This window comes from Kitasatospora sp. NPDC051170 (genome assembly GCF_044455705.1).
In the GTDB taxonomy this organism is placed as follows: domain Bacteria; phylum Actinomycetota; class Actinomycetes; order Streptomycetales; family Streptomycetaceae; genus Kitasatospora.
Genome location: NZ_JBITFA010000012.1, coordinates 185594 through 199532 on the forward strand (window position 1 = coordinate 185594; position 13939 = coordinate 199532).

Genomic DNA, 13939 nt, shown 5'->3' on the forward strand with positions numbered 1-13939 from the left:
CGGCCTACTCCCGGCCGACGTGGGTGAACTGCATGTCGGAGTACCGGTCGCCGTCCACCTTGCCGGCGACCGGCTCCAGCAGCGCCAGCTCCTCGGCGGTCAGCCCCAGCGCGACGGCCCCGGCGTTCTCCAGGAGCCGGCTGCGCTTGCGGGTGCCCGGGATCGGCACCACGGTCAGCCCGTGCACCTCGGCCCGCTGCTGCACCCAGGCCAGCGCGACCTGCGCCAGCGTGGCGCCCCGCGCCTCGGCGACCTCGCGCAGCGGGGCGAGCAGCTCGCCGTTGACGGCCGCGCTGTCCCCGGTGAAGCGCGGCTGGCTGCGCCGGAAGTCGTCCGCGCCGAGCTGCTCGGCGGCCTGGAAGGAGCCGGTCAGGAAGCCGCGCCCCAGCGGGGAGTACGGCACGAAGGCGACGCCCAGCTCCGCGGCGGCGGGCACGACCTTGGCCTCCGCGTCCCGGGAGAACACCGACCACTCGGTCTGCACCGCGGCGATCGGGTGGATCGCGTGCGCCTCGCGCAGCTCCCCGGCGCTCACCTCGGAGAGCCCCAGGTGGCGCACCTTGCCGGCCTCGACCAGCTCGGCCATGGCGCCGATGGACTCGGCCAGCGGCACGTCCGGGTTGCGGCGGTGCATGTAGTAGAGGTCGATGTGGTCCACGCCGAGCCGGCGCAGCGAGGCGTCGACGGCGGAGCGGACGTAGGCCGCGTCGTTGCGCACGGACCGGAAGGTCGGGTCGTCCTCGCGGCGCTCGATGGCGAACTTGGTGGCCAGGACCACCTGGTCGCGGTGGGCCCGCACGAACGGGCCGATGAACTCCTCGTTGCGGCCGTAGCCGTACATGTCGGCGGTGTCGAACAGGGTGACCCCCGCCTCCAGCGCGGCGCCCAGGGTGGCGAGCGCCTCGTCGGTGTCGGTCGGGCCGTAGAACTCGCTCATGCCCATGCAGCCGAGGCCCTGGGCGCCCACGAGGGGGCCGTCGGTGCCGAGCCGGACGGTGGGCAGGGTGATGTCGTTCATGTGCCGTGTACTTCCTCTGCTGCTCGTTGTCGTGCTCGTCGTGGTGCTCGTCGTGGTGCTCGTCGCTGTACGCAGACGGGGGGTGCTCACCGGGGCGGCCGGCAGGCGCCGGCGTCGTCGAGCTGCCCCGAATAGATGTCGATCTTGTAGTCGAGGACGGCGAGGGTGGCCTGCAGATCGACGATCCGCCGCCGGACCTCCTCGCGCTGGTCGACCAGGAGCTGCCGCCGTTCCTCGTAGGTGTGCTCGCCCAGGCGGGCCATCTCCACGTACCGGAGCATGTCCGCGATCGGCATGCCGGTCAGCCGCAGCCGCGACAGGAAGGCGAGCCGGTGCAGGTCGGCGTCGCAGTAGCGGCGCTGCCCGCCGGCCGCGCGGTCGACGCGGTCCAGCAGCCCGATCCGCTCGTACCACCGCAGGGTGTGGGCGGTCAGTCCGCTGGCGGCGGAGACCTCGCTGATGGTGTGCCGGGGCGTCCGGTCGGGCTCCCCGGTCGGGTGCTCGAACACCTCGGCGCAACTGCGCTGTTCGGTCCGTACGGACGACGGTGTGGCCATGATCTCTCCCCGTGTGCCGCGCCACCTGTGTGGTGCGGCGATGACGACGCTACCGAGTTGGAGTGCACTCCAAGCAAGCGTCCCAGAGGGGCCGCGGAAGCGCCCGGCCGGTCAAGCCCTAGAGTCGGATCCATGGAGAGCTTGCGGATGATCGAGAACTGGCCGGTGCCCCACGCGGCGGCGGCCGTGGTGCGGGGTTCGGACGGCGCGGTGCTGGGCGCGCACGGGCCGCAGCGGCACCTGTTCCCGCTGGCGTCGGTGACCAAGCTGCTCACCTCGTACGCGGCGCTGGTCGCCGTCGAGGAGGGCGTCTTCGAGCTGGACGACCCGGCCGGCCCGCCCGGATCGACCGTCCGCCACCTGCTGGCCCACACCTCCGGGCTGGGCTTCGACGAGGACCGGATCTTCGCCGAACCCGGCAACCGCCGGCTCTACTCCAACGCGGGCTTCGACACCCTGGCCGCGGCGCTCGCCGAGGCCGCCGGGATCGCGTTCCACCGCTACGCCGCCGAGGCGGTGTTCGAGCCGCTGGGCATGGCGGACACCCTGATCAACACCGCCCACAAGTCCCCCGCCGGGGCCGGGGGCCTGTCCACCGTCGCCGACCTGGCCCTGTTCGCCGCCGAGCTCCAGTCGCCCAAGCTGCTGGACCCCTCCACCGTGCGGCAGGCCACCCGCGAGGTCGCCTTCCCCGGCACCAGCGGCGTGCTGCCCGGCTACGGCCACCGCCGCCCCAACGACTGGGGCCTGGGCTTCGAGATCCGCGACGGCAAGTCCCCGCACTGGACGGGCACCGCCAACTCCCCCGCCACCTTCGGCCACTTCGGCCAGTCCGGCACCTTCCTGTGGGTCGACCCCGAGGCCGGCGCGGCCTGCATCGCCCTCGCCGACCGGGACTTCGGCCCCTGGGCCGCCGAAGCCTGGCCGCCCCTGTCCGACGCCGTCCTGACAGAACTGGCGAACTAGCCGTACGAGACCGGCGAGTGCATCTCCCAGAGCAGGAGCTGCGCGCCGTCCTCCCCCGCCGACGGATCGGCGAAGGCGTCGCCGGTGATCCGCACGCTGTCCCCGGGCGCCATCGAGCGCCCGCCGCCCTTGGGCCCGGGGACGGTCCGGTAGCCCAGCGAGCCCGCCGTCAGGTGCGCGTAGCGCCAGGGTGCCTCGGGCAGACCGGTCAGCGGCTGCCACGGCCCGGCGGTGACCAGCCAGAGCGCGGCGTCGCCGCGTCGCAGCCGCAGGGCGTCGGTGCCGGCGTCGCGCTCCAGCCCGGAGGCGAGCAGCGTCAACCCGCCGTCGGCCGGTTCCACCCTGCGCAGCCCGTACGCCGGGGCCGCGTCGAACTCGTCCGGCTGCAGCCACATCTGGACGAAGCGCACCGGGCCCTCGGCGCCACCGACGTTGCGCTCGGTGTGGGTGACGCCGGAGCCGGCGCTGAGGTGCTGGACCATCCCGGGGCGCACGACCCCGTCGTGCCCGTGGGAGTCGCGGTGGGCGAGCGCGCCCTCCAGCACCCAGGTGAGGATCTCGGTGTCCCGGTGCCGGTGCTCCTCGAACCCGGCGCCGGGGGCGAGGAGTTCCTCGTTGCAGGCCAGCAGCGCGCCGAAGTGGGTGTTCTTCGGGTCGTAGTGCCCGGAGAAGGAGAAGGCGTGGCGGGTCTCGACGCCCTCGGCCGGGGTGGAGCGGTAGCGCTCGGCGGTGCGGCGGAGGTCGGCTCGGGGGCGTTCTGCGGCGTCGGTCACGCTCCCCAACCGTAGTGCCCGCGGCCGCCGGGTCCGGGGGGTGTGCACGAGCAGTCACTCGCGTGAGGCAGTCTTGTCCTTGTGCCAGCCGCTTCCGCGAACTCCAAGAACGAACCCGGTCCCGAACCCGAGCCCACGGGCAAGAGCCCTGCGGTCAGGCCCGCCCGCGACCGCCCCGGGCGCGCGGCCCCCCGCCTGACGGCCCAGGAGCGCAGAAACGCCGCCGAGCGGGCCGAGCGGCGCGCGGCGACGCTGAAGCGGCTGGAGAAGTCCTCGGGCAAGCTGGCCACCGCCGCCATCGCGCGCATGGACGACGAGCTCGGCTGGTACCGGCGGATGCCGCCGGAGCACCGCTCCTGGATCGGCCTGGTCGCCCAGGCCGGCATCGCCGCCTTCACCGAGTGGTACCGCCACCCGGACACCGCCCAGGCGATCTCCACCGACGTCTTCGGCACCGCCCCGCGCGAGCTGACCAGGGCGATCACCCTGCGCCAGACCGTGGAGCTGATCCGCACCACGATCGAGGTGATGGAGGAGGCCATCGAGGAGGTGGCCGCCCCCGGCGACGAGGCGGACATGCGCGAGTCGGTGCTCGTGTACGCCCGCGAGATCGCCTTCGCCACCGCCCAGGTGTACGCCCAGGCGGCCGAGGCGCGCGGCGCCTGGGACGCCCGCCTGGAGGCCCTGGTGGTCAACTCCCTGCTGTCCGGCGACGCCGACGAGGGCGTGCTGTCCCGGGCGGCGGCGCTCGGCTGGGGCCAGCCGAGCCAGGTCCGGGTGGTGATGGGCAGCGCCCCGGACGGCGACAGCGAGCTGGTGGTGGAGGCGATCCGCCGGGCCGCCCGCTACGCCAAGCTGCACGTGCTGACCGGGGTGCTGGGCAAGCGCCTGGTGGTCGTGGTGGGCGGCGAGAAGGAGCCGGTGCACGCGGCCAGGGCGCTGATCGGCCAGTTCGCGCCGGGCCCGGTGGTCGTCGGCCCGACCGTGCCGGACCTGCTGTCGGCCACCCGCTCCGCCCACGCCGCCGCGGCGGGCCTGCGGGCCTGCGCCGCCTGGCCGGACGCCCCCCGCCCGGTGCTGGCGGACGATCTGCTGCCCGAGCGCGCTCTGGCCGGGGACCAGGCCGCCCGGCGCCAGTTGGTGGAGGAGATCTACACACCGCTCGACGAGGCCGGATCGGCACTCCTCGAGACGCTGAGTGTCTACCTGGAACAGGCCTCCTCGCTGGAGGGAGCGGCCCGGATGCTCTTCGTGCACCCCAACACGGTGCGCTACCGGCTACGACGTGTGACCGACGTCACGGGGTACGCCCCCTCCGACGTACGTTCGGCCTTCACTCTCCGGATCGCCCTCGCCCTCGGCAGGCTCGCCGCCACCGGGGAGCCGAGCTGAACCCGAGTGTAGGGACCATACAATCCCGGATGGTTTTCTTCGTTACCGTCGCCTACCCGCCCCCGGGTGCCTGGCGAGAGAGGGTTGAACCGTGCTCGTAATCGTCGCCCCTGGACAGGGTGCCCAGTCCCCCGGTTTCCTCAGCCCCTGGCTCGAACTCGACGGTGTCGCCGACCGTCTGCGCCGCTGGTCGGACGTGGCCGGTCTGGACCTGGTGCACGCCGGCACCGAAGCCTCCGCCGAGGAGATCAAGGACACCGCCGTCGCCCAGCCGCTGCTGGTCGCCGCCGGTCTGATGACCGCCCGTGAGCTGTTCCCTGACGAGGCCGTCGCCCGCAAGCTGGTCGGCGCCGTCGCCGGCCACAGCGTCGGCGAGATCACCGCCGCCGCCGGCGCGGGCGTGCTGAACGCCCACGACGCGCTGACCTTCGTGCGCGAGCGCGGTCAGGCCATGGCCCAGGCCGCCGCCGTCACCGAGACCGGCATGATCGCCGTCCTCGGCGGCGACGCGGAGGTCGTCGCGGCGAAGCTGGCCGAGCACGGCCTGACCGCTGCCAACAACAACGGCGGCGGCCAGATCGTCGCCGCCGGCACGCTGGACCAGCTGGAGGCCCTCAAGGCCGACCCGCCGCAGGGCGCCAAGCTGGTCGCCCTCAAGGTCGCCGGGGCGTTCCACACCGAGCACATGGCCCCGGGCGTCGAGCGGCTGGCCGAGCTGGCCCCGACCCTGACGGTGGCCGACCCGCAGGTCCGCTACGTGTCGAACAAGGACGGCCAGGTCGTCACCTCCGGCGCCGAGGTGCTCGCGCGCCTGGTGTCGCAGGTCTCCAACCCCGTCCGCTGGGACCTCTGCATGGAGACCCTCGGGCAGCTCGGCGCCACCGCCGTCATCGAGCTGTCCCCGGCCGGCACCCTGACCGGGCTGCTGAAGCGCAACCTGAAGGGCGTGGCCACCCTGGCCGTCAAGACCCCCGCCGATCTCGACAAGGCCCGTGCCCTGGTCGAGGAGCACGGCGGGCAGGAGCAGGAGAACCAGGCATGAGCAAGCCCCAGATCCGCCCTGCCGAAGGTGCGCGGTACTCGCGCATCCTCGGCGTCGGCGGCTACCGCCCGGTCCGGGTCATCCCGAACTCCGAGGTGCTGGAGTGGATCGACTCCTCGGACGAGTGGATCCGCACCCGCAGCGGCATCGAGCAGCGCCGCTGGGCCGGCCCGGAGGAGTCCGTCGCCGAGATGTCGGTGCAGGCCGCGGGCAAGGCGATCGCCCAGGCCGGGATCTCCCCCGAGCAGATCGGCGGCGTGATCGTCGCGACGGTCTCGCACCTGAAGCAGACCCCCGCCATCGCCACCGAGATCGCCCTGCGCCTGGGCTGCGGCACGGCCCCGGCCTTCGACATCTCGGCCGCCTGCGCCGGCTTCGGCTACGGCCTGGGCGTGGCGGACGGCATGATCCGCGGCGGCAACGCCGAGTACGTGCTGGTGATCGGCGTCGAGCGGCTCAGCGACCTGACCGACAAGTCGGACCGCTCGACCGCGTTCATCTTCGGCGACGGCGCCGGCGCCGCGGTGGTCGGCCCGTCCGACGTGCCCGGCATCGGCAAGCTGATCTGGGGCTCGGACGGCTCGCAGGCGGACGTCATCTCGCAGACCGCCGCCTGGGACACCGCCTTCGCCAAGCCCGACGCCGTCAACGGCGCGGGCGACGAGCTCAAGTGGCCGGCCCTGCGCATGGAGGGCCAGCCGGTCTTCCGCTGGGCGGTCTGGGAGATGGCCAAGGTGGCCCAGCAGGCGCTGGACGCCGCCGGGATCACCGCCGACCAGCTCGGCGCCTTCATCCCGCACCAGGCCAACATGCGCATCACCGACGCCATGATCAAGGCCCTCAAGCTGCCCGCCACGGTGCCGGTCGCCCGCGACATCGCCGAGACCGGGAACACCTCCGCCGCCTCGATCCCGCTGGCGATGGAGCGCATGCTGGAGAGCGGCGAGGCCCGCAGCGGGGACCTCGCGCTGATCATCGGGTTCGGGGCGGGTCTCGTCTACGCGGCGACAGTCGTTACGCTCCCCTAGGCGCGTTTCGCCCCACCCACCCACAAGCCCGTGCCCGGTCGACGGCCGGACACGTTCAACACCGAAGAGGAGCAGCCAGTATGGCTAAGGACAAGGCCGAGGTCCTGGAAGGTCTCGCCGAGATCGTCAACGAGATCGCCGGCATCCCGGTCGAGGACGTCCAGCAGGATAAGTCCTTCACCGACGACCTGGACGTCGACTCGCTGTCCATGGTCGAGGTCGTCGTGGCCGCCGAGGAGCGCTTCGACGTCAAGATCCCGGACGACGAGGTCAAGAACCTCAAGACCGTCGGCGACGCGGTGGACTACATCATCGCCAACGCCGCCGCCTGATCGTTCGACACGTTCGATCCCCCGGTCCGGCTCCCCGCGAGCCGGTCCGACCTGCCGGCCGGGACGCCCCACCGGGCGCCCGGCCGGGCCCACATCCCCGGCTCGCCGCCGACCCCGCACAACGTGAGAGAAGAAGAACCAGTGACCGCTGAAAACCGTACCGTGGTCGTCACGGGTCTCGGCGCCTTCACGCCGCTGGGCGGCGACGCCGCCACCACCTGGGAGAACCTGATCGCCGGGCGCTCCGGAGTGGCGGCTCTGACCGAGGAGTGGGCGGCCGAACTGCCCGTCAGGATCGGGGCGCGCGTCGCCGTCGAGCCGGGCGAGATCCTGCCCCGCCCGGTGGCCCGCAAGCTGGACCGCTCGGCCCAGTTCGCGCTGATCGCCGCCCGCGAGGCGTGGGCCGACGCCGGCTTCGAGACCCCGGCCACCGACGAGTCCTCCAAGCTCGCCCCCGAGCGCCTGGGCACCGTCATCGCCTCCGGCATCGGCGGCGTGACCACCCTGCTCGACCAGTACGACATCCTGCGGGAGAAGGGCGCCCGCAAGGTCTCCCCGCACACCGTGCCGATGCTGATGCCCAACTCCCCGGCGGCCAACGTCGGCCTGGAGGTCGGCGCCCGCGCCGGCGTGCACACCCCGGTCTCGGCCTGCGCCTCCGGCGCCGAGGCGATCGGCTACGCGATCGAGATGATCCGCACCGGCCGCGCCGACGTCGTGGTGGCCGGCGGCACGGAGGCCGCGATGCACCCGCTGCCGATCGCCGCGTTCGCCAGCATGATGGCGATGTCCAAGAACAACGACGACCCCCAGGGCGCCTCGCGCCCGTACGACAAGGCCCGCGACGGCTTCGTGCTGGGCGAGGGCGCGGGCGTGGTCGTGCTGGAGTCGCTGGAGCACGCCGAGGCGCGCGGCGCCCGGATCTACTGCGAGGCCGTGGGCCAGGGCCTGTCCTCGGACGCCCACCACATCGCCCAGCCCGAGCCGACCGGCGCCGGCGTGGCCCGCGCGCTGGCCGACCTGTTCGAGCGCAACGACCTGAGCAAGGCCGAGATCGTGCACGTCAACGCGCACGCCACCTCGACCCCGCAGGGCGACACCGCCGAGCTGAAGGCGCTGCGCAAGGAGCTGGGCGAGGACCTGGACCACATCGCCGTCTCCGCCACCAAGTCGATGACCGGTCACCTGCTCGGCGGCGCCGGCGGCATCGAGACCGTCGCCACCGTGCTGGCCCTGCACCACCGCCTGGCCCCGCCGACCATCAACGTCGAGGAGCTGGACGACGACGTCGAGGCCGACATCGTCCGCGACCAGGCCCGCGCGCTGCCCGCCGAGGGCCGCATCGCCGCGCTGAACAACTCGTTCGGCTTCGGCGGCCACAACGTGGTGCTGGCCTTCCGCACCCGCTGACCCGCCCGTACGACCAAGGGGCCGGTGCTCATCGCGAGCACCGGCCCCTTTCGTCCGCGTGCGGACCGTCGGCGCACGTCGGAGCGCGTCAGCGCATGTCAGAGCACGACGGAACGCGCAGGGCACGTCAGGGCACATCAGGGCACATCAGCGCACGGTTCAGACCACCTGGTGGAGCCAGCGCACCGGGGCGCCCTCGCCCGCGTAGCGGAAGGGCTCGAGCTCGTCGTCCCAGGGCTTGCCGAGCAGCCGGGAGATCTCGGCCTCCAGGTCGGCGCCCTCGCTGCGGGCGCGCAGCAGGACGGCGCGCAACCGGTCCTCGGGGATGAGGATGTCGCCGTGGATGCCCGTGACGGCGTGGAAGATGCCGAGTGTGGGCGTGCTGCTGTAGCGCTCGCCCTCCGCCGTGGCGCAGGGTTCGCTGGTCACCTCGTACCGCATCAGCTGCCAGCCGCGCAGCGCGGAGGCGAGCTTCGAGGCGGTGCCGGACTCCCCCGTCCAGGAGAGTTCGGCACGCCAGTGCCCGGGCGCGGCCGGCTGGCGGATCCAGTCCAGACTCACCCGCACACCGAGCACCCCCGCGACGGCCCACTCGACGTGCGGGCACAGCGCGCGGGGCGCGGAGTGGATGTAGAGAACTCCACGTGTCGTCACCGGGACCTCCAGGCTGTGGACGAGGGTCGCCTTCCCCAGCTGCCTCGTGCCTGCAGTTGATCCACAGTTACCCACGTTAGCCGACATTAAGCGACTAAATTGAGCAAAACGGACAGGCTTTCGCTCAATGCTAGTCGAATCCTCAACGAGGTCCACCCCTCGGCCGGATCTCTCCCCCGAACGGCCCCAACGTCGGGCGGGACCACCGTACCGCGACCGTCCACGGGATGGATGACGCACTTTCGAATCCGGCCGGAATGCGGTAGTGAGGCCCGACGCCCTGCGCCGTGCACGCGAACCGCCCCGCGCGCCCCCTGGTTCGGGGCGGCGGGGCGGTCGGGTACCACGGGGCGGTCCTGACGGGCGGTCAGCCCTCCAGGCTGACGACCATCTTGCCGGTGTTGGCGCCGCGCAGCAGGTCCAGGAAGGCTTCGGCGGTGTTCTCGAAGCCGTCCACCACCGTTTCCTCGTACCGCAGTTCGCCCGAGCGCAGCCAGCCGGCCACCTCGGCGGTGAACTCCGGGCGCAGGGCGGCGTGGTCGCCGACGAGCATGCCCTCCAGGCGCAGCCGCTTGCCGATCGCCATCGCGAGGTTGCGCGGGGCGGCGGGCGCCTCGGTGTCGTTGTACTGGGCGATGGCGCCGCAGAGCACCGCGCGGCCGTGGACGCCGAGCGCGCCGATCGCGGCCTCCAGGTGGTCGCCGCCGACGTTGTCGAAGTAGAGGTCGATGCCCTCGGGGGCGGCCTCGGCGAGCTGCTCGGCGACCGGCGCGTCCTTGTAGTTGAAGGCGGCGTCGAAGCCGTACGCCTCGACGAGCCGCTCGACCTTCTCCTGCGAACCGGCCGAACCGACCACCAGGGAGGCGCCCTTGAGCTTCGCGATCTGTCCGACCAGGGAGCCGACCGCTCCGGCCGCGCCGGAGACGAAGACCTTGTCGCCCTCCTTGAGGCCGCCGACGGCCAGCAGTCCGGCGTAGGCGGTGAGCCCGGGCATGCCGAGCACGCCGAGGTAGGCGGAGAGCGGGGCGGCGTCCGCGTCGACCTTGACGGCCTGCCCGGCGTTCACGGTGGCGTACTCGCGCCAGCCGAGCCCGTGCAGGACGGCGTCGCCCGGGGCGAAGCCCTCGGCCTCGGAGGCGACGACGTAGCCGACCGCGCCGCCGTCCATGGCCGCGCCGAGCCGGAACGGCGGGACGTAGGACTTCACGTCGTTCATCCGGCCGCGCATGTAGGGGTCGACGGAGAGGAAGGCGTTGCGGACCAGGATCTCGCCGGGGCCGGGGTGGCGGACGGGAGCCTCGACGAGGGCGAAGTCGCCGGGCGTCGGCCAGCCCTGGGGGCGGGCGGCGAGGTGCCATTCGCGGGCGGTGGCGGGGGCGGCCTGCTCGGCCATGGCGGTGCTCCTTCGGGAAGTACTGAGGGTAAAAGGTTGAGCAACTGAAGTAACAATGGGCATGAAAGGTTCACCATGTCAACTTTTCAGGTAGACTCTGAACCATGGAGACCATGCCGACCCGGGCCGCCACGCCGCAGTCCGACGAGATCACCCGCGAGGTCGTCGACCTGATGGCCAACCTGGTCGCGCTCTTCCACCGCGAGTACGAGGACGCCGCCGCGGCCCGCTCCCTCACCGGCGCCCAGGCCAAGGTGCTCGCCCTGCTGCGGCGCGGCCCGATGCCGATGCGCCAGATCGCCCAGACGCTCAGCTGCGAGCCCTCCAACATCACCGGCATCGTCGACCGGCTCGAGACCCGCGGCTTCGTCACCCGCGCCGCCGACCGGCACGACCGCCGGGTCAAGCTGGTCGCCGCGACCGAGACCGGCGCCGCCGCCTCCGAGGAGCTGCGCGAGTCGCTGAACTTCGCCCGCGAGCCGCTGGCCGCCCTCGGCCAGGACGAGCGGGCCGTGCTGCGCGACCTGCTGCGGCGGATGCTCTCGGGCGCCTCCGGACCGGGCGCGTGACCAGCATCACAGGCCCGCACACCGATCCGGACACCCTTCGGGGGTAACCGAACGGCCCTTCGGAACGTCTAACGTTCGAATGTCGAACGAGAGAACACCTGAGGACGGGGGGCCACGGAGGATGAGCAGCAGCACGCGCCGGCGCCGCTTTCTGCGGACCGCCATCGGCCTGGCCGCCGTACTGGTGCTGTCGGTGGCGGGCGTAGGAGCCTGGTTCTACAACCGCCTGAACAGCAACATCACCACCTTCGACGCCGGCGGCGTCGCCACCGAGCGCCCGCCCGCGCCCGTCCCCGCCTCCCCCGGCGCCCAGGTGCCGGTCAACCTCCTGCTGCTCGGCTCCGACACCCGCGACGACGGCAACAACTCGCTCGGCGGCGGCGACGAGGGCGTCGGCAACTCGGACACCGCGATCCTGATCCACGTCTACGCCGACCACAAGCACGCGGTGGGCGTCTCCATACCCCGCGACACCCTGGTCACCATCCCCTCCTGCAAGCTGGCGAACGGCACCTGGAGCAAGCCGCGCACCGACCAGATGTTCAACTCGGCGTTCAGCCTGGGCGAGCTCGCCAAGGGCAACCCGGCCTGCACCCAGAACACCGTGGAGTCGCTCACCGGGCTGCGGATCGACCACACCATCGTGGTCGACTTCAAGGGCGCCGCCGCGATGTCCGAGGCACTGGGCGGCGTGGACGCCTGCGTGCCCAACGACGTCAACGAGTACGGCATACACCTCAAGAAGGGCATGCAGAAGCTCTCCGGCCAGTCCGCCGTGGACTACCTGCGCGCGCGCCACGGCATAGGTGACAACTCCGACATCGGCCGGATGAAGCGCCAGCAGGCGTTCCTCTCCTCGATGATCCGCAAGGTGCAGGGCCAGGGCTTCTCGCTCACCACCCTGCTGCCGCTGGCCGACGCGGCCACCAAGTCGCTCACTGTCGACGAGGGGCTCGGTACGGCGTCGAAGCTGGTGGACTTCGCCCGCTCGCTCTCCGACATCCAGCTCTCCGACGTCACCTTCGTCACCGCCCCCTGGCGCTTCGCCGGGGACCGGGTGCGGCTCGTCCAGCCGGACGCCGACACCCTGTGGAAGCTGCTGCGCGAGGACCGCACCCTCGACGGGCACACCACCGCGGGCACCGGCCAGGTGACCTCCTCCCCCGGCCCCACCGCTCCCGGCACGACCGCGCCGCTGACCGCCGAGCAGGCGTCCGCCCCGATCACCGTCGTCAACGGCGTCGGCACCTCCGGGCTGGCCGGCTCCGGCTCGAAGGCGCTCCAGGCGCGCGGGTTCCAGAACGTCGTGCTCGGCGCCAACGAGCCCGGGAAGCAGCACACCGAGGTCGCGTACGACCCGGCGCAGAAGGCGCTGGCCGCGCAGGTCGCGGCGGTCTTCCCGGGCGCCGCCCTGGTCGAGCGGCCGGGCACCGAGGCGGTCACCGTCACCCTCGGCGCGGACTACCAGCCCGCCGGCGCCGCCAGGACGGAGACCGCCGCCAAGCCCGAGGCCGTCACCGAGCCCAAGGCCGCCTCCGCACCCAGCCCCGGCCTGAGCCCCGCCCCCGGCGCCACCAACCCGGCCTCGCCGGGCGTGCCCAGCGGGATGCCGACCGGGATAGCCGAGAACATCCGCGGCGCCGACACCGACCCGTGCGCCAACCTGACCTTCGGCTGATACGGACGGGCCTTCCCGAACCTGCCGGATCTCAGACGGGATCCGGCAGGCCCGTCACCACGGCGGTGAGCCGGGTGCCCCGGGGGAAGGCCCCGACGGCCGTCAGGTCGGCCAGCGCCGCCAGCAGCTTGGCGACGTACCGCAGTTCCACCGGGACGCCGTGCCGCCGCTCGAACCCGGCCGCGAAGGCCGCGAGTTCGGCCGGCACCCGGCCGTAGCCCCCGCCGTGGTGCCCGTGGTCGATCCGCCAGTTCGCGAACTCCCGCCCGTACGCGGCCCGGTGCAGCCGGGCGACCTCCGCCTCCAGGTACCCCTCTCCCCCGCGCAGCACCGCCACCCCCAGCGCCCGCGCGCCCGGCGGCAGTCCGGCGGCGATCCCGGCCAGGGTGCCGCCGGTGCCGACCGGGCAGCAGACCACGTCGCGCCCGCCCAGGTCCGGCAGCTCCGCCGGGATCACGGCGGCCCCGGTCACCGCGAGCGCGTTGGAGCCGCCCTCGGGGAGCACCAGGCAGGGCTCCCAGCGGCGCCACGACCCGCCGTCCCCCGCCTCCGCCCTCCCCGTGGCCTCGCGGTACTCGGCGCGGCCGAGGAACTCCAGGCGCATCCCCGCCCGCTCGGCCGCCGCCAGCGACCAGTTGCGCGGCCGGCCGGCCAGCTCCTCCCCGCGCACCAGCCCGACGCTCTCCAGCCCGAGCGCGGCGGCGGCCGCCGCGACCGCCCGCAGGTGGGTCGAGTACGCCCCGCCGAAGGTCAGCAGCCGACGGTGCCCGCCCTCGACGGCGGCGGCCAGGTTCGGCGCGAGCTTGCGCCACTTGTTGCCGGGCACGCTCGGATGCAGCAGGTCGTCCCGCTTGAGTCTCAGCTCCACCCCGGCCCGGGCGAACACCTCCTCGGCGCAGTCCACGAGCGGGGTCGGCAGCAGGGCGGGTTCGAGCATCCGGCCAGGATACGAGCGCCCGGATGCCGCATCGAAAGGTAAAGAGTCGGTAACGACCGCAACCCCGGCGGGGGCGGCGCGTAGTCCCCTCCCACGGCACCGGAGCCGTGCCCGCAGCACAACCCCGCGTCCCCGGCGGACACGGCGATGCTTCACACTTATATGACCAGGAGAGTCCCCGAACGGGCCT

14 protein-coding genes are annotated in these 13939 nt (G+C 73.1%); 8 read left to right on the forward strand and 6 right to left on the reverse strand.

The window, feature by feature from the left end; translation table 11 throughout:
- Nucleotides 1-4 precede the first annotated feature (4 nt).
- Both ACIBCA_RS24865 and ACIBCA_RS24870 read right to left on the reverse strand, forming a co-directional pair.
- Nucleotides 5-1018, reverse strand: coding sequence for an aldo/keto reductase (locus tag ACIBCA_RS24865; RefSeq protein WP_396285190.1), 1014 nt, complete (start codon nt 1016-1018; stop codon nt 5-7).
- An 86-nt stretch (nt 1019-1104) separates the two neighbouring features.
- Nucleotides 1105-1575 (reverse strand): MerR family transcriptional regulator, encoded by a 471-nt coding sequence (locus ACIBCA_RS24870; RefSeq protein ID WP_396285191.1) that lies wholly within the window; start codon nt 1573-1575, stop codon nt 1105-1107.
- A gap of 132 nt (nt 1576-1707) precedes the next feature.
- Here ACIBCA_RS24870 and ACIBCA_RS24875 point away from each other — a divergent pair, with 132 nt between their 5' ends.
- Nucleotides 1708-2541 carry a serine hydrolase domain-containing protein gene (locus ACIBCA_RS24875; RefSeq protein ID WP_396285192.1) on the forward strand — a complete coding sequence of 278 codons (834 nt, stop codon included), beginning with the start codon at nt 1708-1710 and terminating at the stop codon, nt 2539-2541.
- On the opposite strand, the gene ACIBCA_RS24880 is transcribed toward ACIBCA_RS24875, so the two are convergent.
- Complete coding sequence (locus ACIBCA_RS24880; RefSeq protein ID WP_396285193.1) at nt 2538-3314, reverse strand: pirin family protein; 777 nt, start codon at nt 3312-3314, stop codon at nt 2538-2540. The two genes, ACIBCA_RS24875 and ACIBCA_RS24880, sit on opposite strands and share 4 nt — an antisense overlap.
- A gap of 195 nt (nt 3315-3509) precedes the next feature.
- Here ACIBCA_RS24880 and ACIBCA_RS24885 point away from each other — a divergent pair, with 195 nt between their 5' ends.
- From ACIBCA_RS24885 to fabF, 5 genes are all read left to right on the forward strand, one after another.
- Nucleotides 3510-4706 carry a PucR family transcriptional regulator gene (locus tag ACIBCA_RS24885; RefSeq protein ID WP_396285284.1) on the forward strand — a complete coding sequence of 399 codons (1197 nt, stop codon included), beginning with the start codon at nt 3510-3512 and terminating at the stop codon, nt 4704-4706.
- A gap of 91 nt (nt 4707-4797) precedes the next feature.
- The gene (locus ACIBCA_RS24890) at nt 4798-5748 is read left to right on the forward strand and encodes an ACP S-malonyltransferase (RefSeq protein ID WP_396285194.1); all 951 of its coding nucleotides are present in this window, start codon (nt 4798-4800) and stop codon (nt 5746-5748) included.
- A complete protein-coding gene (locus ACIBCA_RS24895; RefSeq protein ID WP_396285195.1) occupies nt 5745-6776 on the forward strand; it encodes a beta-ketoacyl-ACP synthase III in 1032 nt (343 codons plus the stop codon). The genes ACIBCA_RS24890 and ACIBCA_RS24895 overlap by 4 nt, the downstream gene beginning before the upstream one ends.
- Before the next feature lie 80 nt (nt 6777-6856).
- On the forward strand, nt 6857-7108 hold the full coding sequence (locus ACIBCA_RS24900) for an acyl carrier protein (protein WP_396285196.1): 252 nt from the start codon (nt 6857-6859) through the stop codon (nt 7106-7108).
- Between the two features lie 141 nt (nt 7109-7249).
- Nucleotides 7250-8518, forward strand: coding sequence for a beta-ketoacyl-ACP synthase II (fabF, locus tag ACIBCA_RS24905; protein ID WP_396285197.1), 1269 nt, complete (start codon nt 7250-7252; stop codon nt 8516-8518).
- 159 nt (nt 8519-8677) lie between these two features.
- On the opposite strand, the gene ACIBCA_RS24910 is transcribed toward fabF, so the two are convergent.
- Nucleotides 8678-9172: a DUF3145 domain-containing protein gene (locus tag ACIBCA_RS24910; RefSeq protein WP_031068041.1), complete on the reverse strand. Its 495-nt coding sequence runs from the start codon at nt 9170-9172 to the stop codon at nt 8678-8680.
- 367 nt (nt 9173-9539) lie between these two features.
- A complete protein-coding gene (locus tag ACIBCA_RS24915; RefSeq protein ID WP_396285198.1) occupies nt 9540-10565 on the reverse strand; it encodes an NADP-dependent oxidoreductase in 1026 nt (341 codons plus the stop codon).
- Between the two features lie 113 nt (nt 10566-10678).
- Between ACIBCA_RS24915 and ACIBCA_RS24920 the strand changes: the two genes are divergently transcribed.
- Both ACIBCA_RS24920 and ACIBCA_RS24925 read left to right on the forward strand, forming a co-directional pair.
- On the forward strand, nt 10679-11134 hold the full coding sequence (locus tag ACIBCA_RS24920; RefSeq protein WP_396285285.1) for a MarR family winged helix-turn-helix transcriptional regulator: 456 nt from the start codon (nt 10679-10681) through the stop codon (nt 11132-11134).
- Between the two features lie 121 nt (nt 11135-11255).
- A complete protein-coding gene (locus ACIBCA_RS24925) occupies nt 11256-12812 on the forward strand; it encodes an LCP family protein (RefSeq protein ID WP_396285199.1) in 1557 nt (518 codons plus the stop codon).
- A gap of 31 nt (nt 12813-12843) precedes the next feature.
- Here ACIBCA_RS24925 and ACIBCA_RS24930 read toward each other — a convergent pair whose 3' ends face one another.
- Entirely contained in the window at nt 12844-13749 is a 906-nt protein-coding gene (locus ACIBCA_RS24930) for a 1-aminocyclopropane-1-carboxylate deaminase/D-cysteine desulfhydrase (RefSeq protein WP_396285200.1), read from the reverse strand.
- Between the last annotated feature and the right edge of the window lie 190 nt (nt 13750-13939).

What these genes read in the sequence shown, in the direction of transcription:
- ACIBCA_RS24900 (WP_396285196.1), top strand. Translation starts at nt 6,857, where the DNA reads ATGGCTAAGGACAAGGCCGAGGTCCTGGAAGGTCTCGCCGAGATCGTC.
- ACIBCA_RS24920 (WP_396285285.1), top strand. Translation starts at nt 10,679, where the DNA reads ATGCCGACCCGGGCCGCCACGCCGCAGTCCGACGAGATCACCCGCGAG.
- ACIBCA_RS24865 (WP_396285190.1), bottom strand. Translation starts at nt 1,018, where the DNA reads ATGAACGACATCACCCTGCCCACCGTCCGGCTCGGCACCGACGGCCCC.
- ACIBCA_RS24930 (WP_396285200.1), bottom strand. Translation starts at nt 13,749, where the DNA reads ATGCTCGAACCCGCCCTGCTGCCGACCCCGCTCGTGGACTGCGCCGAG.
- ACIBCA_RS24870 (WP_396285191.1), bottom strand. Translation starts at nt 1,575, where the DNA reads ATGGCCACACCGTCGTCCGTACGGACCGAACAGCGCAGTTGCGCCGAG.
- ACIBCA_RS24875 (WP_396285192.1), top strand. Translation starts at nt 1,708, where the DNA reads ATGGAGAGCTTGCGGATGATCGAGAACTGGCCGGTGCCCCACGCGGCG.
- ACIBCA_RS24895 (WP_396285195.1), top strand. Translation starts at nt 5,745, where the DNA reads ATGAGCAAGCCCCAGATCCGCCCTGCCGAAGGTGCGCGGTACTCGCGC.
- ACIBCA_RS24925 (WP_396285199.1), top strand. Translation starts at nt 11,256, where the DNA reads ATGAGCAGCAGCACGCGCCGGCGCCGCTTTCTGCGGACCGCCATCGGC.
- ACIBCA_RS24915 (WP_396285198.1), bottom strand. Translation starts at nt 10,565, where the DNA reads ATGGCCGAGCAGGCCGCCCCCGCCACCGCCCGCGAATGGCACCTCGCC.